Genomic DNA, 21,826 nt, shown 5'->3' on the forward strand with positions numbered 1-21,826 from the left:
GGGATGAGAGGGTTGCGCGGTGTCCACTGCGAGCGTGCCGTCGCCGCGCGCCGGAGTCCGGACCCGGCGCTTCCGGCGCCTCGCGCGCACGGGCTTCGCCGTGAACGGACTGATCCACCTCCTGATCGGCGGCCTCGCCCTGCGCGTCGCGGTCAGCGACGAGACCTCGCGGGAGGCGGACGCGTCCGGAGCGATCGGGCGCATGGCCGACTCCCCCGTCGGCCTCGTGGTGGTCTGGGCCGCGCTGGTCGGACTGGTCGCGCTCGGACTGTGGCAGCTCTCCCTCGGCGGGCGCTCCTCCGCGCCGGGCCTGCTCGCCCGCCTGGGCCGCCGGATCGTCGAATCCGGCAAGGGCTTCGCCTCGCTCACCCTCGCGGGCACCACGCTCGTCTTCGCCCTCGGCGGTTCGACGAGCTCCTCGGCCACGATCCGCCGCATCAACACCGAGCTGCTGACGAGCACGGTCGGCGTCGTGATCCTCGTGATCGTCGGCGGGATCGTGCTGGGCAGCGGGATCGGCTTCGTCGCGATCGGGATCCGCCGCGGGTTCCGCAAGCTCGTCCGCATCCCCGAGGGCCCGACCGGGACGGCCGTGCTGATCCTCGGCGCGACCGGCTACATCACGAAGGGGCTCGCTCTCGGCCTCGCCGGCGGGATCTTCGTGGTCGCGGCGCTGACCGGCGACGCCCGCCAGGCGACCGGGCTCGACGGGGCCGTCCGCTTCCTCGACGTCCCTCCGTACGGCACGATCGCCCTGACCCTCGTCAGCGCGGGACTGGTCATGTACGGGCTGTTCCTCGTGGCCCGGGCGAAGCTCGCGAAGCTCTGAGCCGACGCGGCAGTCGCTCACAGTCGCCACCCATATCGCTGAGTATCGTTCGGAGAAACAGGAGGTCATCATGAACGGATCGTCATCGACCGGCGCGTTCGGCACCGGCACGCCCATCGAGAGCATCTGGCGCGCGATGGAGCAGGCCCGCTCCCGCATGGAGAAGCGCGTCGGCTCCCGGGTCGGCCGCGGGGACGTGCGCACCGCGGTGCTCGCGCTCCTCGCCGAGCAGCCCATGCACGGCTATCAGATCATCCGCGAGATCGAGGAGCGCAGCGGAGGCGACTGGAAGCCGAGCCCCGGCTCGGTCTACCCGACCCTCCAGCTCCTCGCGGACGAGGGCCTCATCACGGCCGACGAGCAGAACGGCCGCAAGACCTACACGCTGACCGACGCCGGGCGCGCGACGGTCGCCGAGCACGGCACCTCGACCCCGTGGAACGACTCCGACCACGTCGACTTCGGCGCCCTGCCCAAGGCGGGCCTCGAGCTCGCTCAGGCCGCGGCCCAGGTCGGACGCTCGGGCACCCCCGAGCAGGTCCGCAAGGCCGTCGCCGAACTCGAGGACGTGCGCCGCCGCCTGTACGCGATCCTCGCGCAGGACTGACCCGGGTGGCCTCGGTCAGCCCGGGTCCTGCCGCCCCGGGCCACCGAGAGCGGGAGGACCGGCGGCGCTACCGCCGGATCCTCCGCTTCGCCGCGTGGCATCTCGCGGTCACGTGGTTCTTCGACCTGCTCCTGCCGCGGCTGGGGCTCACGCGCGTCGCGCTGCGCACCCGGCCCGGCCGGATGCGCCGCTTCGCCCGCAGCTTCCACGTGCTCGCGGTCGACCTCGGCGGCCTGATGATCAAGGTCGGCCAGTTCATGTCGTCGCGCCTGGACGTGCTGCCGCCCGAGATCACGCGCGAGCTGGAGGGGCTGCAGGACGAGGTCCCGCCGGTCCCGTTCCCGCGGATCCGGGCGCTGGCCGAGTCCGAGCTCGGGCTGCCGCTCGAGCGCGCGTACGCCGGAGTCGACGACTCGCCGGTCGCCGCCGCCTCCCTCGGCCAGGCCCACCGCGCCCGGCTCTCCCCCGTCGACGCCGAGGACACCGGCTACTCCGCCGCGATCATGAAGGTGCAGCGGCCGGGGATCGACCAGATCGTCGAGGTCGACCTCGCGGCCCTGCGCCGCGTCGGCGGCTGGCTCAGCCACGTGCGCCTGGTCTCGGACCGTGTCGACGCCCCGGCGCTCGTCGAGGAGTTCGCGGTCACCAGCCTCGAGGAGATCGACTACCTGCAGGAGGCGGCCAACTCCGTCCGCTTCGCCGCCGACTTCGACGGCGACGCCCGGGTCGCCGTCCCCGACGTGGTCTGGGAGCGCTCGACCCGCAAGGTCCTCACCCTCGAGGACGTCACCGCGATCAAGATCACCGACCACGCCGCACTGCTGGCCGCCGGGATCGACCCGCGGGAGGTCGCTCCGGTCTTCGCGGCCGTGATGTTCGACCAGCTCTTCACGCACGGCTACTTCCACGCGGACCCGCACCCCGGCAACGTCTTCGTCACGCCGACCCCCGGGGGCGAGCTGCCCTGGCGCCTCACCTTCATCGACTTCGGGATGATGGGCGAGGTGCCGCCGAGCACCCGCGCTGGCCTGCGCCGGATGCTCATCGCCGCCGCCTCCCGCGACGGCAAGGGGCTCGTCGACGCGGCCCGTGCGGTCGGCGTCCTCCTGCCCTCCGCCGACTCCCGTGAACTGGAGCGGGCGCTCACGCAGCTCTTCGCCCGGTTCGGCGGGATGGGCTTCGCCGAGCTGCGGGAGGTGGATCCGCGCGAGTTCCGCGACTTCGCCGTGCAGTTCGGCGACGTGGTGCGCGCGCTGCCGTTCCAGCTCCCCGAGAACTTCCTGCTCGTGATCCGCGCGATGTCGCTGACCTCGGGCGTCTGCAGCGCGCTCGACCCGGCCTTCAACCTGTGGGACTCGGTCGAGCCCTACGCGCAGCAGCTGATCCGCGAGGAGCGCGGCTCGGTCGTGCAGGACGTCGGCAAGCAGGCCGTCGACACGCTCGGCCTGATCTGGCGCCTGCCGCGCCGGCTCGACGAACTCGTCACGACGCTCGACGACGGCGAGCTGGCGGTCACCGTCCCCACGATCGAGCGCCGGCTGAACCGGCTCGAGGGCACCGTCCGCCGCGTGATCTCGGCCGTGCTGTTCGCGGGCCTGCTGATCGCCGGCGCCGTCGTGCGCCCGGACGACAGCGGGTTCGGGACGGTGCTGATGATCGCGTCGGTGCTGCCCCTCCTGCACGCGCTGCTGGCCCGTGGCCCGCGCGGCTGACGGCCTCGGTCATCCGCGGCGGCGAAGGGGCCCGCGGCGCGGGCGACCGCCTCCGAGAGCGCCCGGATCGCCGGGGTCCGGACGCTGCCCGGAGCAGCTGCCGGACGCGAGCGCGACCGGAGCGGTTCGGGGATCCGCCGCGGCTCAGCGGCTGGTGAGCAGCTCGACGAACTCGTCGGCCATCGCGAGCTGGGCGCTCAGCGCCTCCCGGCGCTCTCGGGCCTGCGCGACGAAGCCCTCGAGCTGCGCGCGGACGTCGGCCGGCGCGTCGTCGCCCTCGGCCTCGAGGGTGTCGATCACGCGCAGCAGCGCGGCCATCTCCTCCAGCGAGAAGCCGAGCGGCTTCATGCGGCGGATGAGGATCAGGCGGTCGTAGTCGGTGGACGTGTAGAGGCGGAAGCCGCCCTCGGTGCGGCCGGACGCCTTCACGAGGCCGATCTCGTCGTAGTGCCGCAGGGTCCGGAGCGAGAGGCCGGTCCGCTCGGCGAGCTCGCCGATGTGCATGGTGCCGATCCTGCTCACCCCTTCAGATCTACCCTCACGTAAGGGTAGGGTTGCCCGTGCTGCTGACACGCCTCTGCAAGCTTGGCATCCCCGCCCGCTTCCGCCGACCCGTCGCCGCAGTCCTCCGCGCTCCTCGTCGAGCACCCCTCCCACTCCCTGGAGCCGCCGCGATGGCCCTCGCCTCGAAGACCCCTGCCCGCCCGCACGCTGAGCCCACGGTGATGACGGCCCTGCGCACCCCCCGCATCCTGACCCGCGAGGTCCTCGCCGGCCTCGTCGTCGCGCTCGCGCTCATCCCCGAGGCGATCTCGTTCTCGATCATCGCGGGCGTGGATCCGCGGGTCGGCCTCTTCTCGTCGTTCGTGATGGCCGTGTCGATCGCCTTCCTCGGCGGGCGCCCCGCGATGATCACCGCCGCGACCGGCGCCGTCGCCCTGGTGATCGCCCCTGTCGCCCGCGACTACGGGATGGACTACTTCCTCGCGACGGTGATCCTCGCGGGCGTGTTCCAGATCGTGCTCGGGCTGCTCGGAGTGGCGAAGCTCATGCGCTTCATCCCCCGCAGCGTGATGGTCGGCTTCGTGAACGCGCTGGCGATCCTGATCTTCTCGGCGCAGATCCCCAACCTGATCGGCGTGCCCTGGCTGGTCTACCCGCTGGTCGCCGTCGGCATCGTGATCATGGTCGTGATGCCGCGCCTGACGAAGGCCGTTCCGGCTCCGCTCGTCGCCATCGTCCTGATCACCGCGGCGGTCGTCGCCACGGCCGTCGCCGTCCCGACCGTGGGCGACCAGGGCGAGCTGCCCCGCAGCCTCCCCGAGCTGTTCGTCCCGGACGTGCCGCTGACCTGGGACACCTTCACGACCATCGCGCCGTACGCCCTCGCGATGGCGCTCGTCGGCCTGCTGGAGTCGCTGATGACCGCGAAGCTCGTCGACGACATCACCGACACCCCCTCCCGCAAGACCCGCGAGTCGCTCGGGCAGGGCGCCGCGAACGTGCTCTCCGGCCTGTTCGGCGGCATGGGCGGCTGCGCGATGATCGGCCAGACGATGATCAACGTGAAGGCGTCCGGCGCCCGCACCCGCATCTCGACCTTCCTCGCCGGCGTGTTCCTGCTGATCCTCGTCGTCGCGCTCGGCGACCTCGTCGCGATCATCCCGATGGCCGCGCTGGTCGCGGTGATGGTGATGGTCTCGGTGGCGACGTTCGACTGGCACAGCATCCGCCCCTCGACCCTGAAGCGGATGCCCGTCGGCGAGACGGTGGTCATGATCGCCACGGTCGTCGTGGTCGTCCTCACCCACAACCTGGCGATCGGAGTCGCCGTCGGCGTCCTCGCCGCGATGGTCGTCTTCGCCCGCCGGGTCGCCCGCTTCGCCACCGTCGAGCGCACGCTCTCGGCCGACGGATCGACGGCCCGCTACACGGTCACCGGCGAGCTGTTCTTCGCCTCCAGCAACGACCTGACCACGCAGTTCTCCTACGCGGAGGACCCCGCGCACGTCGTGATCGACCTCTCCGGCTCCCACGTCTGGGACGCCTCGACCGTCGCCGCGCTGGACGCCGTCACCACCAAGTACGAGCGCCACGGCATCCGCGCCGTGATCGAGGGCATGAACGACGCCTCCACCCGGATGCACGGCCGCCTCGCCGGGAACCTCGGCGCCGGGCACTGAGGGTCGGGGCTGCGGGACCGCACGCGCAGCCCCTCAGAGCGGCGAGAGCACCAGCGACCAGAGCCAGCGCCCGCCGACGATCCGGTGCACGACCACGAACAGGGCGGTGATCGCGAGACCGACCGGCAGCAGCACGGCGCCGGCCGCGAGGCGGTCGGCGGGCACGGCGAGCAGCAGGCCGAGCGGCACCGACGCGCAGGCTGCGACCAGCGCCGCGACGAGAGCGGCGCGGCGGTCCCGGGTCGGCTGCGGCACGACGCCGATCCGGCGCCGGACCAGCCAGTGGGCGAGGGCCCACGCGGCCGTGGTCCCGAGGGCGGTGCCGCCCGCGATCGCCGGCACGACGAGTTCGGCAGGCAGGAGGAGCCCGCCGACGAGCGCCCCCACCGCGACGCCGACGGCCGAGACGACCTGGGTCGCCAGCGAGTCGCGGGCCCGACCCAGCGCGAACATCGCCCGGTTGAGGACGTAGGTCTGGCTGAAGCCGACCAGGCTCAGGGCGAGCAGCTGCAGGACTCCGCCGATCACCGGTGTGCCGAAGACGAGCTGCGTGAGCAGTGGCGCCGCCGCGACGAACAGGAGCGTCGCGAGCAGAGTGACGGCGAGCACCGCGTCCTCGGTCCGTCGGAGGTTCACCGCCGCGGCCGCCCGATCGCCGCGGTGCAGGTCCCGGCTGAGCGGCGTGAACATCGCCGTGGCGACGGAGACGACCAGGATGCCGTGCGGCAGCAGGAGCAGCAGCTGCGCGCTCGAGAAGGAGTTGAGGCTCGGCCCGTCGACGCCGGCGCGGTTCATGGCCTGGCCGGCCGCCGTCGCCGCGTTCGAGACGACGACGTACGACACCTCCGCGACGAGGGCGCCGAGGAACACCCAGACCGCGTCCCGCGACACTCCGCCGAGCCCTGCGACGCCGAAGCGCGGCCGCAGGCGGACGCCGACGGACCGCGAGAACGCGACCGCGATCACCCCCTGCACCACGATCGCCGCAGTGGCAGTGCCGCACAGGAGCGCCACCATCTCCGGCGTCCACTCGTCGGCGGGCGTCGACGCCGCCTCGGGGTGGATCAGGAGGAACACCGCGATCCCGAGCACCGAGACCACGTTCGCGCAGGCGGGCGCCCACGCGCCCGGCCCGTACTTCTCGGCGGAGTTGAGCAGCTGCGAGAAGACGGCGAAGACGATGTAGAAGAAGATCTGCGGCAGGCACCAGTAGGCCATCTGGGTGGCGAGCAGAGCCCAGTCGGCCGACCAGCCCCCGGCGTAGAGCCCGACGATCAGCGGCGCCGCGAGCGTGCAGGCGGCCGTGAGGAGCGCCGCTCCGCCGAGGCACACGGTGAGCAGCCGCTCGAGGGTCCGCACGCCCTCCGGTCCGTCCGCCCGCGCCCGGACCATCTGCGGCACGAGCACCGCGCCGAGCACCCCGCCCGCGATGAGCCCGTACAGGTAGGTGGGCGCGGAGTTCGCGACCTCGAACACCTGCCCGCCGACCGACGCGCTCGTGCCGCCGACCGCCACGATCAGGAGCGCCAGCCGGACGAACCCGAGGATCCGCGAGATGAACGACGCGACCACCATCCCCCCGGTCGCGCTGCGCATCCGGGCAGCATAGGCGGTGCGACCCGGGTCGCCACCGACCGCGGCGCCCGCCGGGGTCGATGCGTCACGAACGGTCGTCACGGGCGCCGGATGGGGACCGTTCGTGACGCATCGATCCCGAGGGGGCGGGGTGGGAGGGCGAGCGGGCGGCGCTAGACGCGCACCGGCGCGACGGACGCGCGGCGGATCAGGCGCGTCTCGAGCTCCATGCGCGTGGCGGAGGCCCCGGAGGCGAGCGGGGTCGCGGACCGGTGCGCCTGGTGCAGCATCCGGAAGGCGATGGCGCCCATCTCGCCGATGGGCTGCTGGATCGTGGTCATCGGCGGGGTCGCCCAGGCCGACTCCTCGACGTCGTCGAAGCCGATGACGCTGAGGTCGCGCGGGATGCGCAGGTCGGCGTCGTCGGCGGCCTCGTAGACGCCGAGCGCCATCACGTCGGAGCAGGCGAAGAAGGCGGTCGGCGCGTCCGGCTCGGCGAGCATCAGCCCGGCGGCCTCGCGGGCCAGCTCCCGATCCCAGTCGCAGTAGGCGACGCGCGGCTCCTCGGCCCCGGCGGCGCGGAGCGCGGTGGTGAAGCCGTCGATCCGGGCGCTGCTGTAGAGCTGGGTGCGGGTGCCGCCGAGGACGCCGAAGCGGGTGTGGCCCTCGGCGAGGAGGTGCTCGGCGGCCATGCGGCCCCCGTCCCAGTTGGTCGCGCCGACGCTCGCGACGTCGGCCGGGGGCCGCGTGCTGGGGTCGACGACGACCACGGGCAGCTCGGCGGTGGTGAGCAGGTGCAGCTGCGCGGCCGAGACGTTGACCAGCACCACGATGGCGCCGAGCGAGGGGCGGCGGAGGAGGCGGCTGATCCAGGCGCCGTCGTCGCGGGCGCGGGTGAGCACCAGGTCGACTCCGGCGGCGGAGGCCTCGGCCTCGATCCCCTCGAGGACCGGGCCGATCCAGGTGCCGCCGATGTGGCCGACGACGACGTCGACGATCTGAGCGGAGTGCGGGTCCTCGACCGGCGGGCGCAGGCGCGGACGGCGGCGGTAGCCGAGCGCGTGCGCCGCCTCCATCACGCGCAGACGGGTCGCCTCCGAGACGTCGGTGCCGCCGTTGAGCACCTTCGAGACGGTGGGGACGCTCGTCCCGGCACGCTCGGCGATCAGCGCCATGGTCGGGCGGGTGGTCGCTCCGGAGACGTCGTCGTGGTCGGGCATGTGCTCACCGTAGCGGATACCGACTTTCGCAACTAGACCGGCGCGCGGACGGCTTGCTCCCGCCGGGAACCGCGGTGCATGATGGTCGAACGCCGGGGCTCCCGCACTGAAGTTGCGCAAGTCCTGTTCGACGACGAACCGCGGAGCGATCCGCCAGCACGTGAGGACGACGATGACCGACCACTCCCCGACCACTCCCGGCAAGACGGCCCTCGTCGTCCGAGGGGGCTGGGACGGCCACCAACCGGTCGAGGCGACCGAGCTGTTCCTGCCGTTCCTCCGAGACAACGGCTACGACGTGCGCGTCGAGGAGTCGACCGCCGTGTACGCCGACGAGGCGTACCTGCGGACGGTCGACCTGATCGTGCAGTCGAACACGATGACCTCCATCCAGTGGGAGGAGTTCCTGGGCCTGCGCGCGGCGGTCGAGCGCGGCACCGGCCTCGCCGGCTGGCACGGCGGGATCGCCGACTCCTACCGCGACAACTCCGACTACCTGCAGCTGATCGGCGGCCAGTTCGCCTCGCACCCCGGCAAGCACCCGGACGAGCGCACCGGCGAGCAGTCGGACAACTACATGCCGCACACGATCGAGATGACGGCCCTCGCCGCCGACCACCCCATCACGCAGGGCGTCTCGGACTTCGAGCTGGTCACCGAGCAGTACTGGGTGCTGCACGACGACTACAACGACGTGCTCGCCACGACCACGCAGGCCGTCCGCCCGTGGGACCCGTGGAAGCGCCCCATCACCTCCCCCGCGATCTGGACCCGCCTCTGGGGCGAGGGCCGCATCTTCGTCTCCACGCCGGGCCACCGCGTCGAGATCCTCCAGGACGAGAACGTCCGCACGATCATCGAGAGGGGAATGCTGTGGGCGTCCCGCTGAGAGTCGGCATCATCGGAGTCGGGAAGATCAGCGAGCAGTACCTCGCGAACCTCCCGACCTTCCCCGGCCTCCGCCTCGTCGCGGTCGCCGACCTGAACCAGGAGCGGGCGCAGCAGGTCGCCGACGAGCAGGGCGTCCGCGCCCTGTCCGTCGACGCGCTGATCGACGACCCGGAGATCGACGCGGTGCTGAACCTCACGATTCCCGCGGCGCACGTCGAGATCGGCACCCGCGCCCTGAAGGCGGGCAAGCACGTCTTCGCCGAGAAGCCGCTCGGGCTGAACCCGGCCGAGGCCGCGCCGATGCTCGACCTCGCGGACGAGCTGGGCCTGCGCTTCGCCAGCGCCCCGGACACGGTGCTCGGGACCGGCGTGCAGACCGCGCGCCTCACCCTCGACTCCGGAGCGATCGGCACGCCGATCGCCGCGCAGGTGCACTGGGCCGCGCCCGGCCACGAGCGCTGGCACCCGGCGCCCGAGTTCTACTACCAGCCCGGCGGCGGCCCGCTGCTGGACATGGGCCCGTACTACCTGACGGCGCTCGTGCACTTCTTCGGGCCGGTCGTCCGCGTCACGGGCCTGGCCACCCGCTCCGACCGCCCGCGCACGATCGAGACCGGACCGAAGGCGGGCACGCCGATCGAGGTGACGATCGACACGCACATCACCGCGCTGCTCGAGCACGCGAGCGGAGTCGCCACGACCGTCACCGTGAGCTTCGAGGTCTGGCGCAGCCGGGCCCCGAAGTTCGAGGTCTACGGCACCGAGGGCACCATCTCGGTCCCGGACCCGAACATGTTCTCGGACCCGGTCGAGGTCGCCGTCCGCGACGAGGACTGGCGGGTCGTCCCCGACTCCGCCGGCGTGATCGACACCGGCCGCGGAGTGGGACTCGCCGACCTCGCGGAGGCGATCGCGGAGGACCGGCCGCACCGCGCCTCCGGCCGCGTGGCCCTGCACGTGCTCGAGATCATGGACGCCGTGCTCCGCTCGAACGAGGAGAAGGCGGTCGTGACGATCGAGAGCACCGCCGAGAAGCCCGACGTGATGCCGCTGCGCACGGCCGGATCGATCGGCGGATGAGGCGGTGGAGGCGGGGGATCGCCGCCACCGCGTCGCTCCCCGTTCGGGGGTGACCGCGGCGCGCGACGCCGTAGACTCGGCGGATCGACGGTCCTCAGCCGTCGTCGCACGCGGAGGGGGATCGGCCGTGGCAGTCGGCTTCCGACGGAGCGGTGAGCTCCGTGCTCTTGCACGCCCCCGGCTCCGGGCGGTCGGCGACCCGCTCTCCCTGGAGGACCACCGCTCCCGGCTGTCCGGCTGGCTCAGCATGCCCGGCGGGCCGGGGCTCGTGCGCCCCTCCGCCCTCGCTCCGGCGTGGGAGGCGCCCCTGCTCCGGCTCGTGCGCGCCGGAGCACCGGCGGAGGACCTGCACGAGGCGACCACCGGCTCCCCCGAGGGCTCGCGCCTCGCGGCCGTCGTCGAGCTCGTCCGCGACGCCCTGCACTCCTCCGACGACGACCGCGCTCTGCGGCTCACCGGCTGGCTGGTGCGCATCCGATACGACCCGTCGGTCGACTCCTTCCTCCGCCGCTACGGGATCGCGCTGACCGTCCGCCTGCCGCTGAGCGGCGGCCTCGACGTGGAGGTGCCGCTCGACGCCCCGGCGCTGCGCCTGCTCTACGCCGAGCTGGCGGCATTCACGGATCCGGCCGCGGCGGTCGTGGCGGTCGAGACCCTGGAGCCGTCGACCCTCGCGGCCTCGACGCTCGCCTCCCTCTACTCCGCCCGCCGACGCTGGAGCGACGTGGCCGAGTTCTCGGCGCCCGTCGAGAACGTGGACGCCGCCTCCGCCGCGGTGCTCATCCGCCGCGGCGTCGCTCTGCGCGAGCTCGGCCTGATCGAGGGCGCCCTCAAGGCGTTCGACCGGGTGGTGCGCCCGACCGTCACCAGCGCGCGGCCCGTGGAGCTGCGGGCGGAGGCGCTGCTCGAGCGCGCGAGCACGCTCCTCTCGGACGGGCGGACGGCCCCGGCCCGGCGCGATCTGGAGCGCGTGCTCCTCCGCTACCCGGACAGCGCCGAGGCGCAGGAGCTGCTGGCGGTCGTCGAGCGCTGACGCGACGGAGGGGCGCACCCGCTGCGGGATGCGCCCCTCCGGGAGTGCGTCGGCTCAGCCCTCGGCCTTCGAGGGCTTGCCCTCGGCGGGCAGGACCTCGTGCGGCGTGTCGCGCTCGTCCTCGCCCTCGGCCTGCGAGGGCTTGTCGGACTGGTCGTCCGGGTCCTCGACGGGGCTCGGGGTCTGGTCGCTCATCGGGGTCTGGTCGCTCATCGGAGTCCCTCCGGCTCGTCGGACGTGGCGGACGGCTCGGGGTGCGCCTCGAACTCCATCCAGGCGCGGTCCAGATCGGCCTGCGCCGACTCGGGCTCGCTGGCGAAGTAGCCGTCGTAGATCGCGCGGCCGCCGTGCTCGGGCAGGTCGTCGCGACCGCCGAAGGCCTGCGCGAAGCGGCCGACCTCGTCGTCCCTCTTCTGCTGATCCCGCAACCAGGCGGGGAAGGTCTGCGTCATGGTGACACCTCTCTCTCCTGCCCTCCAGCCAATCCCCCGCCGCGGATCCGGGCAAGCCCTTCCGCCGGGCGCCCCGAGGGGCCAGGCTCCGCCCTGGTGGAGTGACGCTCCGCCCTCTAGAGGACATGTCCGCTACAGGGCGCCCCCGCCCCCGCCGCAGAGGAGGGCCGAGCCCTAGCGTGAGCCCGTGACCCCCGCTTCCCCGCGCCCCGCCCGCACCGCCGCGGGCCTGCGCCGCACTCTGCTCGCTCTGACCGCGACCGTCGCGCTGCTCGCCGGCACCGCGGCTCCCCTCGCCTCCGCCGAGCCGGACCCGGTGCCGGTCGGGAACGACCACCTCGCGAACGGCGTCGCCGCCTGGGGGCGATACCTCAACGGGGAGTGGGACGTGCCGGCGGGCATGTCCGACCTCACGGACGTCGCCAGCAGCTACAGCCACACCCTCGCGCTCCACACCGACGGGACCGTCGTCGCCTGGGGCGCGGACCTCGAGGGCGAGCGGGACGTGCCGGCCGGGCTCCGCGAGGTGACCGCGATCTCGACCGGCTACCTCCACAGCATCGCCCTCACGATGGACGGAACGGTCGTCGCCTGGGGTGACGACCGCCAGGGCCAGACCGATGTCCCGGCCGGACTCGACGGCGTGACCGCCGTCGCCGCGGGCAACTACCACACCCTCGCTCTGCGGGGCGACGGGACGGTGGCGGCCTGGGGCTCGGACCAGTTCGGAGCGACCGACGTGCCGGCGGGTCTCTCCGGAGTGGTCGCGATCGCCGCGGGCGGCTGGAACAGCCTCGCGCTGCGCGCCGACGGGACGGTCGTGGCGTGGGGCGGCGACGACAGGGGCGCGTACACGGCCCCGGCGGGGCTCCGCGACGTCACCGCCGTCGCGGTCAGCTACTCCCACAGCCTCGCGCTGAAGCGGGACGGCACCGTCGTCACCTGGGGCGACCCCGACGACTCCGGCCTGCCGCGGGTCCCCGCCGACCTCCGCGGCATCACCGCGATCGCCGCCGGCATCGGCTTCAGCGTCCTGCTGACGTCCGACGGCACCGTCGTCTCCCTGCACCCCGAGGGCGACACGGAGCTGGACGTCCCGGCCGGGATCACCGGCGCCACCGGCATCGCGGTCGGCTTCAACCACGCCTTCGCGATCGGCCCGCTGCCGACCCTCACCGCCGACACCGCCGAGACGCTCGTCAAGACCGGGACCCGCTACTCCGCGACCTTCACGGCGTCCGGCCCGGCCGCGACCTTCGAGGTCTCCTCCGGCTCCCTTCCCGCGGGGCTGACCCTCTCGCCGGAGGGCGCCGTCTCGGGCAGGCCGACCACCGCCGGCGACTCCACCTTCACGGTGAGCGCGCGGAACGCGTACGGCACCACGGCCGGCACGCCGCACACGGTCACCGTGGTCCCCGCCAACACCCCGCCCGTCGTCACGGTCGCCCACGTCACCGACGGCGCCTCCTACGAGAAGGGCTCGGAGCCGAGAGCCGCCTGCGCGATCACGGATGCGGAGAGCGGGACCTTCAGCGAGGAGGCCGTCGTCACCGGCACGCTCGTGAACGGCCTCGGCACCCGCACGGCGACCTGCACCTGGACCGACCCCGGCGGACTGAGCACGACCACCACCGCGACGTACCGGATCGTCGACACCGGCGTCCCCACCATCGCCGCAACGACCACGCCGACGACTCCCAACGCCGCGGGCTGGTTCCGCTCCCCCGTCTCGGTCGGCTTCTCCTGCGCCGACGCGGGCGGCTCCGGGATCCGCAGCTGCACCCCCGCGCGGATCCTGCGCGAGGGCCCCGGCCAGAGCGTCACCGGCACCGCCGTCGACAACGCGGGCAACCGCGCCACGACGACCCGCAGCGGCATCGACGTCGACACCACGAAGCCGCAGCTCGCGTTCACGTCGAAGCCCGAGGGGTCCTACCCCTCCGGCACCGCGTTCCCGGTGGCGCGCTGCCTCGCGGACGACGCGCTCTCCGGCCTCGACGGCGACTGCGTGATCACGGGCGGCGGCCGCTCCGTCGGAGCGCACGTGTACCGGGCGACCGCGACCGATCGGGCGGGCAACGTCTCGACCCTCACCGCGTCGTACACCGTGACCCCGTGGACGATCGGCGGGCTCAGCACCTCGGTGAAGAGCGTGGCCGCCGGCGCCGCGACCGGCATGACGTTCCAGGTGACGTCCACGTCGTCCGCGGGAACGTTCCGCCACTCCGCCCTCGCCGACGTGCGCAGCGTCACGCAGAAGCAGACCTCCTGCACCGCCGGCGCCGTCCTCACCGGAGCGCCGACGACCACGCTGACCGGACGCCTCCGCTACGACACCGCGACGAACCGCTACGTGAAGGCGTGGACAGTGCCCGCGAAGCCGGGCACCTGCTGGACGCTGACGGTCACGACGGCGGACGGCAGCACGGGGAGCGCCCGGTACTCGGTGAAGTAGCGGGGGCGGACGGCCGAGGCGCTCCGGTCAGGCTCCCGCCTCGGCGTACCGCTCCGCGAGCACGCGGAACGCGGCGGCCAGCTCGGGCGGCCGGGCCCCGGCCATCGGAGCGTCGAACCGGCCGAACGACGCGGCGAGCGCCTCCCACGACCAGGCGCCGAGGGCGAGTCGGCAGCCCGCGTCGCCGAGGTCCTCCACCTCGCCGTCGCCCGCGTAGGGCAGGACCTCGGCGGCGGGCGCCGCCAGCACCACCGATCCGCGGCACGGCCACCCCTCCCCGGGCGCTCCGCCGCGGAACCGCGCCTCCAGGAATTCGGCGGGACTCCCGCCCGGCAGCGCCCGGCGAGGGAAGCGGGCTCCGCGGGGCGAGCGCGGCTCGAGCCGGTCCACGCGGAACACCCGCCAGTCGTCGCGGTCGAGGTCGAAGCCGATGAGGTACAAGCGGCCCCGGCGTGCGACCAGGTGGTGCGGCTCGACGCGGCGCACCGCATCCGCGTACTCGAAGCGCAGCACCTCCCAGGCCCGGACGGCCGCCGCGACCGCGACCAGCCGCTCCGGAGGGACCGCGGGACCCGGCGCCGCCGCGACCGTGAAGCGCAGCGCATCCGCTCGGGGCCGGAGCCGGGCGGGCAGGACCTGCCGCACCGTCGCCAGCGCACGGGCCGACGCCTCCTCGAGCCCCGCGACCGGCGCGCGCAGGGCGGCGGTGAGGGCGAGCACCTGCTCGTCGTCGAAGAGCAGCGGCGGGAGCTCGGCGCCGGCCTCGAGCCGGTACCCGCCGTCGGGCCCCTTCGCCGCGTCGATCCGGTAGCCCATCGTGCGGAGCCGGTCGACGTCGCGGCGCACCGTGCGCGGCGCGATCCCCAGGCGCTCCGCGAGCACTCCGCCCGGCCAGTCGCGGCGGGTCTGCAGGAGGGAGAGGAGCAGGAGGAGCCGCTCGGTCGTCGTGGGCACGTCCCGAGGGTAGTTCGAGAAGAGGACCGGATCCGTCCTCTTCTCCTGCGAGCGTCGGGGCACCGGGTGATCGACCCGGCACGACTGCGAGGAGCGCACCATGAGCATCACCACCACGACCCACCTCAACTTCCGCGGACAGGCCCGGGAGGCGCTGGAGTTCTACGCCTCGGTCACGGGCGGCCGGCTCGACGCGATGACCTACGCGGACGCGGACGCCGTCACCGCGCCCGACGAGGCCGACCAGCTGATGTGGGGCCAGGTCGTCTCCGAGGCAGGCTTCCACGTCATGGCCTACGACGTCCCCGCGCACACGGCCCACGACCCGGGCACGATCCCGGTGTTCGTGTCGCTGCGCGGCTCCGACGCCGACGAGCTGCGCCGCCTCTGGGACGCGCTCGCGGAGGGGGCGACGGTGCTCGCACCCCTGGCCCCGGCGGCGTGGTCCCCCCTCTACGGGATGCTCCGCGACCGCTTCGGGGTGACGTTCGTCGTCGACCTCGAGGTCGCCTGGGGCTGAGGCCCGCGGGCTCGGCGGCCGATCGCGTCCCGCCGCGGACGCGCCGGCCGCCGACTCGGTACGCTCGGCACCGGATCCGGTCGGAGGGACGCTGCATGCTGGAGACGATCTCCGAGGCCCTCTCGCTGGTCACCCTCCCCCTCGGCGTGCTGTTCCTGCTCGCCGCGTTCGTCGCGGCGCTGGTCGACGGACGCTGGCTGACGACGACCGCCTACCTCGAGGAGGGTCCGCCGCTCGCGCTGCACTGGGTGACCCGGGCCGGCGAGGTCCGGTCGCGTCCGCTCTCCGCCGGGGATCCGCTGACGCCGGCGCGGTCGGACCAGCGGGAGGTGTACTACCGCGAGGAGGATCCGCACCGCATCCGCCTGCACCGGTGGAGCGACGCGGTGCGGGCGCTGCGCCTGACCGGCCTGATCCTGCTCGGGGCGGGAGTCGTCCTCGGGATCCTGTCGACGGGCCTGGCGATCCTCGCCTAGGCGGCGCTCGTGCGCGAGGATCGGACCCGTGCATGCGGAACGGGTTCTCGGTGACGGTCGGGCCGACGGGGTGTGGTGCCGGCTCGGGGAGCCGCTGACGGTCGCGCAGATCGCGCGCGGCGGGCCCGCGTGGCTGTGCCTGGACGCGCAGCACGGCGCGTTCGACGACGCCGCGGTCCTCGCCTCCCTGCGCGCGCTCGGCGCGGTGAGCGGGAGGCCGCCCGTCGGCGTCCGGGTCGCCGGGCTCTCCGACGCCCTGATCGCCAGGGCGCTCGACGCCGGCGCGGACATCGTGGTCGTTCCGATGATCGAGACGGTCGAGGAGGCGCTCGCGGCCGTCCGCGCCGCGCACTACCCGCCGCTCGGCCGCCGCAGCTGGGGGCCGATGACCGATCTCTGGGGCGCCGCTCCCCCGTCGGCCGCCGAGGCCCGCACCGCGCTCTGGGTCATGATCGAGACGCAGGCCGGCCTCGAGGCCGTCGATCGGATCCTCGCGGTGCCGGGCGTGAGCGGAGTCTTCGTCGGCCCGTTCGACCTCGCGATCGGCCTCGGCCGGGACCTGGCCGACCTGCTCGCCGCGGACGGGCCCGACGATCCGCTGCCGAGGATCGCCGCGGCGGCCCGGCGCGCGGGCAAGGGTGCCGGAGCCTACGCGGGCGACCGCGAGCGCGCCCGACTGCTGCGGGCGCTCGGCTTCCCGAGGGTCGCGGTCGCGACGGATCAGTCGCTGATCGCGCTCGGCACCGCGGCGGCGCTCGACACGGACGCCGGGTGATGAACTCGAGGCAGGGTATCGAGCCCGACGCGGGTCACCGGCGGGCGGTCCCGTCCGGGGGCCGCACGGGCTCCGGCGGCTCGGGGACGAATCGGAGGCCGCCGGCGGAGTTCGCGAGGTCGGTGAGCGCCGCGATCCAGGCGGGGTTGATGCGGGGCATGCGGCCGCCGGCGTAGGTGTAGCGGAGTGTGTGCGAGGGGTGCGGCCAGATCGCGCTGCGGCCGTCGCTCATCCCGCTCTCGTCGCGCCAGCTGACCAGGCACGACTCCCCCCGGCGCAGCTTCGCGATGAGGACGATCTGCAGGTGGGCGAGCACCCGGTCCTCGACGTCGATCTCGACCGATCCGTCGTAGTGCAGCTTCCCCATCGGCGTCTCCCGGCCTCGTCCTCGGAAGACGGGAGCGCCTCCGGCCCACCATCCTCGGGTGTCGTCCAGTGACCAGTTCGGGGCGGCGACAACCGGCGGATCTGCTTGTAGCAGCCGGGCTCAGGCCGGCGGGTTCGCCGCCATGAAGTCGCGCATCGGCAGCAGGTTCTGAAGGGGCGCGGAGTACCCGAAGCGGGGCAGGTCGAAGACCACTCCTGCGACTCCGGAGGATCCCATCGCCGCGATCCACTCGAGCGCGGCGGGCATCGGCACCTTCAGCACCCGCGACGCGTCCTCGTCGGAGAGGCCGGCGTGCAGCGCCCCGGCGCGGGCGCGCTCCCCCGTGGTGAAGGCGAAGACCATCGGCCCCGACTCCAGGCCGCCGACGAAGGGGGTGGGCGCGTCGTCCGGCCCCCGCGCGATGAAGCACCACATCCGCAGGGCGTAGACGCTGCGCCAGAGCGCGTCCATCGCGGCGAAGCTCTCGGGGTCGGCGCGCAGGGCCTCCGCCCGGGCGTCGATCTCCTCGGTCTGGTCCATGGGGCTCCCCTCGGCGCCGGCGATCGACGCGGACCTCCACGCTAACGAGGCTCCCGCTGGGCCGCACCCGCGATCGATCCGTCAGCGGCGGCCCGTCCCGGGGGCGCGCACGGGGCGCGGGCGACGGATCGAGGCGGCGGCGGATCGCGTCCGGGCGCTGATCCGCTCGGCCACTGGCCCCGTCCAGGCGGTTAGGTTAGGTTAACCTTCGCAACCCCCACCACCCCCTTCGAAGGATCGCCGTGCCCGCCACTCGCACCCCCCTCCGCCTGACCGCCGTCGCCTCGCTCGGCCTCGCCGCGCTGCTGCTCACCGCCTGCTCGGGAGGAGCCGACGCCGGCTCCGAGGGCACGTCCGAGATTAGCGCCGCCTCGAGCGGCGAGGGCTTCCCCGTCACCGTCGACCACGCCTTCGGCAGCACCACCGTCGAGTCGGCCGACCGCGTCGTCGCGACGAGCTGGACCAATCAGGACGTGGCGCTCGCGCTGGGCGTGACGCCGGTCGGCTTCACCCGCGCCTCCTACGGCGACGAGGACGGCGACGGCCTGCTGGCGTGGACGAAGGAGGCGCTCGACGCCTCCGGTGCCGCGACGCCGACCCTGTTCGACGAGACCGACGGCGTGCCCTTCGAGGCGATCTCGGACCTCAGCCCGACCGTGATCCTCTCCGCGTACTCCGGCATCACGCAGCAGGACTACGACACCCTCAGCCAGATCGCCCCCACCGTCGCCTACCCGGGCCTGCCCTGGGGCACCACCTGGCAGGACTCCGCGAAGCTCGACGGCGCCGCGCTGGGCCTCGAGGACGAGGCCGTCGCGAAGGTCGGCGAGGTCGAGAGCGAGATCACGCAGACCACCGCGTCGTACCCGCAGCTCGCGGGCACCACCTTCATGTACGGCTGGTACGACCCGACCGACGCGAGCACCTTCACCTACTACACGCCGAACGACGCGCGCGTGAAGTTCGTCGAGGACCTCGGGCTCGACGTCGCCCCCAGCATCACCGAGCTCTCCGGCGACTCGGAGGCGTTCAGCGGCACCATCAGCTCCGAGAACGCCGACCAGCTCGACGCCGACGTGCTCGTCGTCTACGGCGACGACACGACTCTCGCCGCGCTGCAGGCCGACCCGCTGCTCTCGAAGATCCCGGCCGTCGAGCGCGGCTCCGTCTACGTGCTGAAGGACGGCTCCTCCGCCGCCATGGCCACCTCGTCGCCCAACCTGCTGAGCATCCCGTGGGTGCTCGACGAATACACCGCCGGCCTCGCCGAGGCCGCCGACAAGGTGTCGTGACCCGCACCTCATCCACCCGGACGAGGGCGACCGCTCTGGCGGTCGCCCTCGTCGCGCTCGCCGTCGCGTCGGTCCTCTCGCTCGTGTACGGCTCACGCGAGATCCCGCTCGGCGAGGTCTGGCCGGCGCTGACCGCGCCCGACCCGGCGTCCATCGTCGACGCGGCCGTGCAGGGGCGGGTGCCGCGGACGGTCCTCGCGATCCTGGTCGGCGCCGCGCTCGGGCTCGCCGGAGCCGTGATGCAGGGCCTGACCCGCAACCCGCTCGCCGATCCGGGCATCCTCGGCCTCAACTCCGGCGCCTCGCTCGCGGTCGTGCTCGGGATCGCCGGGGTCGGCGCGACGAGCCTGCCGCAGTTCATCTGGCTCGCGTTCCTCGGCGCCGCGGCCGCCGGGGCGTTCGTCTACGCCGTCGCCTCGCTCGGCCGCGAGGGCGCCACTCCGCTCAAGCTCGCCCTCGCCGGAGCCGCGACGGCCGCGGCGCTCACCTCCCTCATCAGCGCCGTCCTGCTCACGCAGGAGACCACGCTGAACCGCTTCCGCTTCTGGCAGGTCGGCGGAGTCGGCGGCGCCGAGACCGCGAGCATCCTGCAGGTCCTCCCGTTCCTCGCGGTCGGCGCGATGCTGGCCCTCTCCAGCGCGCGGGGGCTCGACGCGCTGGCGCTCGGCGACGACCTGGCGACCGGCCTCGGCCGGCGCGTGGGGCGCATCCGCCTGGTCGCGGGGCTCGCGGCCGTGCTGCTCTGCGGCGCCACGACCGCGATCGCCGGACCGATCGGCTTCATCGGACTGGTCGTCCCGCACCTCGCCCGCCGAGTCACCGGCCCCGCGCACGCCTGGCTGCTGCCCTCCTCCGCTCTGCTCGGCGCCCTGCTGCTGCTCGTCGCCGACGTGGTCGGCCGCGTGGTCGCCCGGCCGAGCGACGTCGAGGTGGGCATCGTGACCGCGCTGATCGGCGCCCCGGTGCTCATCGCGATCGTGCGCCGCTCGAAGGTGCGGGCGCTGTGAGGACCGCGGAGGCGCCCGTCGCGGCCGGCATCGCGGCCGGCCGCGCGCTCCGCCGTCGCCGCACGGTCCTCGGCTGCGCGGTCCTCGCGGTGCTCGCGCTGGCGCTCGTCATCGTCTCGCTCACGGTCGGCAGCACGGTCTACTCGGTGCCGGAGGTCGTCCGCGTGATCCTCGGCGAGACCGTCCCGGGCGCCTCCTTCACCGTGGGCACGCTGCGGCTGCCGCGCACGATCACCGCCGTCCTGGTGGGCGTGGGCTTCGGGATGGGCGGCGTGATCTTCCAGACGATGCTGCGCAACGCCCTCGCCAGCCCCGACATCATCGGCATCACCTCGGGGGCGAGCGCGGCGGCCGTCGTCGCGATCGCGTTCTTCGGCCTCTCGGGAGGCGCGGTCTCGGTGATCGCGGTCGCGGCCGGGCTCGCGACGGCCCTGATCATCGCCGGTCTGGCCGAAGGCGGCGGAGTGATCGGGGCGCGGCTGATCCTCATCGGCATCGGCGTCGCGGCGATGTTCCAGAGCGTGATCGCCTACGTGCAGACCCGCGCCGACTTCGAGGACGTCCAGGAGTCGCTGCGCTGGCTGACCGGCAGCCTCAACTCGGCCGCCTGGCCCTCCGTCCCGCCGCTCGCCCTGACGATGCTCGTGCTGGTGCCGCTGGCGCTGCTGCTGTCGGGCCGGCTCGGAGTGCTCCAGCTCGGCGACGAGACGGCGACCGCGCTCGGGCTCGACGTGCGGCGCAGCCGGCTGGCCCTGCTCGCGGTCGGAGTCGGCCTCGTGGCCGTCGCGACCGCCGCCACCGGCCCGATCGCGTTCGTCGCCTTCGTCTCGGGGCCGATCGCGCGGCGGATCCTGCCGAGCGCACGCACGCTGCTGATCCCCTCCGCCCTGGTCGGCGCGGTCGTGGTGCTCGCCGCCGACCTGCTCGCCCAGTACGTCGTCGGCGCGCTGTTCTCGGGCGCGCGCTTCCCGGTCGGCGTCGTCACCGGCGCCCTCGGCGCCCCTTTCCTGCTCTGGCTCCTCGCCCGCCGCAACCGCTCCGGAGGCTCCCTGTGACCGACGCCCCGCCCACCCTCGTCGCCGACGCGGTCACTCTCGCCTACGACGAGCGCGTCGTGGTCGACGGGCTCTCGCTCGCCGTGCCGCCCGGAGAGATCACGGTGATCGTCGGCGCGAACGCCTGCGGCAAGTCGACGCTCCTGCGCGCCATGGCGCGGCTGATCACCCCGCGCTCCGGGAGCGTCCTGCTCGACGGGCGCGCGATCCACCGGCTCCCGACGCGCGAGGTCGCGCAGCAGGTGGGGCTGCTCCCGCAGACCCCGATCGCTCCGGAGGGGATCGCCGTCTCGGACCTGGTCGCCCGCGGCCGCTACCCGCACCGGGGCCTGTTCGGCCGCGGCTCCGGATCGGACGACGACGCGATCGTCGAGGAGGCGCTGCGCGACACCGGCACGCTCGAGCTCGCCGACCGCCCCGTGGACGAGCTCTCGGGCGGGCAGCGCCAGCGGGTGTGGATCGCGATGGCCCTCGCCCAGCGGACCGACGTGCTCCTCCTGGACGAGCCGACGACCTACCTCGACGTGTCGCACCAGGTCGAGGTGCTCGACCTGCTCACCGACCTCAACCGCTCGCGCGGGACGACGATCGTGATCGTGCTGCACGACCTCAATCTGGCCGCCCGCTACGCCGACCACCTCGTCGCCGTGCGCGACGGCGCCTTGTACGCCTCGGGCACGCCCGCCGAGGTGGTGACGCCGGAGACGGTGCGCGCGGTGTTCGGGATGGAGTCGCGCGTGATCGAGGACCCGGTCTCGCGGACTCCGCTGGTGCTGCCGATCGGGCGCCACCACTCGGGCTGA

23 protein-coding genes are annotated in these 21,826 nt (G+C 73.9%); 15 read left to right on the forward strand and 8 right to left on the reverse strand.

From position 1 onward, the window contains the following. Positions 1-19 precede the first annotated feature (19 nt). The 3 genes from C5D44_RS14735 (at position 20) to C5D44_RS14745 (ending at position 3,148) form a co-directional block, all read left to right on the forward strand. On the forward strand, positions 20-829 hold the full coding sequence (locus C5D44_RS14735; RefSeq protein ID WP_104282099.1) for a DUF1206 domain-containing protein: 810 nt from the start codon (positions 20-22) through the stop codon (positions 827-829). A 70-nt stretch (positions 830-899) separates the two neighbouring features. Continuing rightward, the gene (locus tag C5D44_RS14740) at positions 900-1,436 is read left to right on the forward strand and encodes a PadR family transcriptional regulator (RefSeq protein WP_104282100.1); all 537 of its coding nucleotides are present in this window, start codon (positions 900-902) and stop codon (positions 1,434-1,436) included. Positions 1,437-1,441: 5 nt separating this feature from the next. Beyond that, positions 1,442-3,148, forward strand: coding sequence for an AarF/ABC1/UbiB kinase family protein (locus C5D44_RS14745; RefSeq protein ID WP_104282101.1), 1,707 nt, complete (start codon positions 1,442-1,444; stop codon positions 3,146-3,148). A gap of 144 nt (positions 3,149-3,292) precedes the next feature. Here C5D44_RS14745 and C5D44_RS14750 read toward each other — a convergent pair whose 3' ends face one another. Then, entirely contained in the window at positions 3,293-3,652 is a 360-nt protein-coding gene (locus tag C5D44_RS14750; protein ID WP_104277513.1) for a MerR family DNA-binding transcriptional regulator, read from the reverse strand. Positions 3,653-3,822: 170 nt separating this feature from the next. Here C5D44_RS14750 and C5D44_RS14755 point away from each other — a divergent pair, with 170 nt between their 5' ends. After that, positions 3,823-5,331, forward strand: a complete 1,509-nt coding sequence (locus tag C5D44_RS14755) for a SulP family inorganic anion transporter (RefSeq protein ID WP_104282102.1) — start codon at positions 3,823-3,825, stop codon at positions 5,329-5,331. Positions 5,332-5,364: 33 nt separating this feature from the next. Here the strand turns inward: C5D44_RS14755 and murJ are convergent, their stop codons facing one another. Together murJ and C5D44_RS14765 are read right to left on the reverse strand one after the other, a co-directional pair. Beyond that, positions 5,365-6,927, reverse strand: a complete 1,563-nt coding sequence (gene murJ / locus C5D44_RS14760; protein WP_104282103.1) for a murein biosynthesis integral membrane protein MurJ — start codon at positions 6,925-6,927, stop codon at positions 5,365-5,367. 152 nt (positions 6,928-7,079) lie between these two features. Then, entirely contained in the window at positions 7,080-8,126 is a 1,047-nt protein-coding gene (locus C5D44_RS14765; RefSeq protein WP_104282104.1) for a LacI family DNA-binding transcriptional regulator, read from the reverse strand. Positions 8,127-8,298: 172 nt separating this feature from the next. Between C5D44_RS14765 and C5D44_RS14770 the strand changes: the two genes are divergently transcribed. The 3 genes from C5D44_RS14770 (at position 8,299) to C5D44_RS14780 (ending at position 11,130) form a co-directional block, all read left to right on the forward strand. Then, complete coding sequence (locus C5D44_RS14770; RefSeq protein ID WP_104282105.1) at positions 8,299-9,015, forward strand: ThuA domain-containing protein; 717 nt, start codon at positions 8,299-8,301, stop codon at positions 9,013-9,015. Next, entirely contained in the window at positions 9,000-10,097 is a 1,098-nt protein-coding gene (locus tag C5D44_RS14775) for a Gfo/Idh/MocA family protein (RefSeq protein ID WP_104282106.1), read from the forward strand. Before C5D44_RS14770 ends, C5D44_RS14775 begins: the two co-directional genes overlap by 16 nt. Positions 10,098-10,224: 127 nt before the next feature. Further along, positions 10,225-11,130, forward strand: a complete 906-nt coding sequence (locus tag C5D44_RS14780; protein ID WP_104282107.1) for a tol-pal system YbgF family protein — start codon at positions 10,225-10,227, stop codon at positions 11,128-11,130. Between the two features lie 54 nt (positions 11,131-11,184). Here the strand turns inward: C5D44_RS14780 and C5D44_RS18165 are convergent, their stop codons facing one another. Then, positions 11,185-11,343: a hypothetical protein gene (locus C5D44_RS18165; protein WP_181110337.1), complete on the reverse strand. Its 159-nt coding sequence runs from the start codon at positions 11,341-11,343 to the stop codon at positions 11,185-11,187. Next, the gene (locus tag C5D44_RS14785) at positions 11,340-11,582 is read right to left on the reverse strand and encodes a hypothetical protein (protein ID WP_104227148.1); all 243 of its coding nucleotides are present in this window, start codon (positions 11,580-11,582) and stop codon (positions 11,340-11,342) included. Before C5D44_RS14785 ends, C5D44_RS18165 begins: the two co-directional genes overlap by 4 nt. 187 nt (positions 11,583-11,769) lie before the next feature. Here C5D44_RS14785 and C5D44_RS14790 point away from each other — a divergent pair, with 187 nt between their 5' ends. After that, positions 11,770-14,037: a putative Ig domain-containing protein gene (locus tag C5D44_RS14790; protein ID WP_104282108.1), complete on the forward strand. Its 2,268-nt coding sequence runs from the start codon at positions 11,770-11,772 to the stop codon at positions 14,035-14,037. Between the two features lie 27 nt (positions 14,038-14,064). On the opposite strand, the gene C5D44_RS14795 is transcribed toward C5D44_RS14790, so the two are convergent. Then, a complete protein-coding gene (locus C5D44_RS14795) occupies positions 14,065-14,991 on the reverse strand; it encodes a YafY family protein (RefSeq protein ID WP_258068006.1) in 927 nt (308 codons plus the stop codon). 100 nt (positions 14,992-15,091) lie between these two features. Between C5D44_RS14795 and C5D44_RS14800 the strand changes: the two genes are divergently transcribed. From C5D44_RS14800 to C5D44_RS14810, 3 genes are all read left to right on the forward strand, one after another. After that, positions 15,092-15,511, forward strand: coding sequence for a VOC family protein (locus tag C5D44_RS14800; protein ID WP_104282110.1), 420 nt, complete (start codon positions 15,092-15,094; stop codon positions 15,509-15,511). 95 nt (positions 15,512-15,606) lie between these two features. Then, positions 15,607-15,987: a hypothetical protein gene (locus C5D44_RS14805; protein ID WP_104282111.1), complete on the forward strand. Its 381-nt coding sequence runs from the start codon at positions 15,607-15,609 to the stop codon at positions 15,985-15,987. 28 nt (positions 15,988-16,015) lie between these two features. Beyond that, a complete protein-coding gene (locus C5D44_RS14810) occupies positions 16,016-16,762 on the forward strand; it encodes an HpcH/HpaI aldolase/citrate lyase family protein (protein WP_181118524.1) in 747 nt (248 codons plus the stop codon). A 34-nt stretch (positions 16,763-16,796) separates the two neighbouring features. On the opposite strand, the gene C5D44_RS14815 is transcribed toward C5D44_RS14810, so the two are convergent. Both C5D44_RS14815 and C5D44_RS14820 read right to left on the reverse strand, forming a co-directional pair. Beyond that, positions 16,797-17,129: an ATP-dependent DNA ligase gene (locus C5D44_RS14815; RefSeq protein ID WP_104282113.1), complete on the reverse strand. Its 333-nt coding sequence runs from the start codon at positions 17,127-17,129 to the stop codon at positions 16,797-16,799. Between the two features lie 120 nt (positions 17,130-17,249). After that, entirely contained in the window at positions 17,250-17,669 is a 420-nt protein-coding gene (locus tag C5D44_RS14820; RefSeq protein WP_104282114.1) for a hypothetical protein, read from the reverse strand. 242 nt (positions 17,670-17,911) lie between these two features. Here C5D44_RS14820 and C5D44_RS14825 point away from each other — a divergent pair, with 242 nt between their 5' ends. Genes C5D44_RS14825 through C5D44_RS14840 form a run of 4 tightly spaced genes read left to right on the forward strand, consistent with a single transcriptional unit; the run spans position 17,912 to position 21,826 of the window. After that, positions 17,912-18,961: an iron-siderophore ABC transporter substrate-binding protein gene (locus C5D44_RS14825; protein WP_181118525.1), complete on the forward strand. Its 1,050-nt coding sequence runs from the start codon at positions 17,912-17,914 to the stop codon at positions 18,959-18,961. Then, positions 18,958-19,968: an iron ABC transporter permease gene (locus C5D44_RS14830; protein ID WP_104282115.1), complete on the forward strand. Its 1,011-nt coding sequence runs from the start codon at positions 18,958-18,960 to the stop codon at positions 19,966-19,968. The genes C5D44_RS14825 and C5D44_RS14830 overlap by 4 nt, the downstream gene beginning before the upstream one ends. After that, on the forward strand, positions 19,965-21,023 hold the full coding sequence (locus C5D44_RS14835; RefSeq protein ID WP_104277525.1) for an iron chelate uptake ABC transporter family permease subunit: 1,059 nt from the start codon (positions 19,965-19,967) through the stop codon (positions 21,021-21,023). Before C5D44_RS14830 ends, C5D44_RS14835 begins: the two co-directional genes overlap by 4 nt. Continuing rightward, positions 21,020-21,826 (forward strand): ABC transporter ATP-binding protein, encoded by an 807-nt coding sequence (locus C5D44_RS14840; RefSeq protein WP_104277526.1) that lies wholly within the window; start codon positions 21,020-21,022, stop codon positions 21,824-21,826. Before C5D44_RS14835 ends, C5D44_RS14840 begins: the two co-directional genes overlap by 4 nt.

The organism is Rathayibacter sp. AY1B5, from assembly GCF_002932795.1.
GTDB lineage: Bacteria > Actinomycetota > Actinomycetes > Actinomycetales > Microbacteriaceae > Rathayibacter.

Coding starts and splice junctions, on each gene's coding strand:
- C5D44_RS14740 (WP_104282100.1), top strand. CDS start 900: ATGAACGGATCGTCATCGACCGGCGCGTTCGGCACCGGCACGCCCATC.
- C5D44_RS14750 (WP_104277513.1), bottom strand. CDS start 3,652: ATGCACATCGGCGAGCTCGCCGAGCGGACCGGCCTCTCGCTCCGGACC.
- C5D44_RS14755 (WP_104282102.1), top strand. CDS start 3,823: ATGGCCCTCGCCTCGAAGACCCCTGCCCGCCCGCACGCTGAGCCCACG.
- murJ (WP_104282103.1), bottom strand. CDS start 6,927: ATGCGCAGCGCGACCGGGGGGATGGTGGTCGCGTCGTTCATCTCGCGG.
- C5D44_RS14765 (WP_104282104.1), bottom strand. CDS start 8,126: ATGCCCGACCACGACGACGTCTCCGGAGCGACCACCCGCCCGACCATG.
- C5D44_RS14770 (WP_104282105.1), top strand. CDS start 8,299: ATGACCGACCACTCCCCGACCACTCCCGGCAAGACGGCCCTCGTCGTC.
- C5D44_RS18165 (WP_181110337.1), bottom strand. CDS start 11,343: ATGAGCGACCAGACCCCGATGAGCGACCAGACCCCGAGCCCCGTCGAG.
- C5D44_RS14785 (WP_104227148.1), bottom strand. CDS start 11,582: ATGACGCAGACCTTCCCCGCCTGGTTGCGGGATCAGCAGAAGAGGGAC.
- C5D44_RS14800 (WP_104282110.1), top strand. CDS start 15,092: ATGAGCATCACCACCACGACCCACCTCAACTTCCGCGGACAGGCCCGG.
- C5D44_RS14805 (WP_104282111.1), top strand. CDS start 15,607: ATGCTGGAGACGATCTCCGAGGCCCTCTCGCTGGTCACCCTCCCCCTC.
- C5D44_RS14815 (WP_104282113.1), bottom strand. CDS start 17,129: ATGGGGAAGCTGCACTACGACGGATCGGTCGAGATCGACGTCGAGGAC.
- C5D44_RS14820 (WP_104282114.1), bottom strand. CDS start 17,669: ATGGACCAGACCGAGGAGATCGACGCCCGGGCGGAGGCCCTGCGCGCC.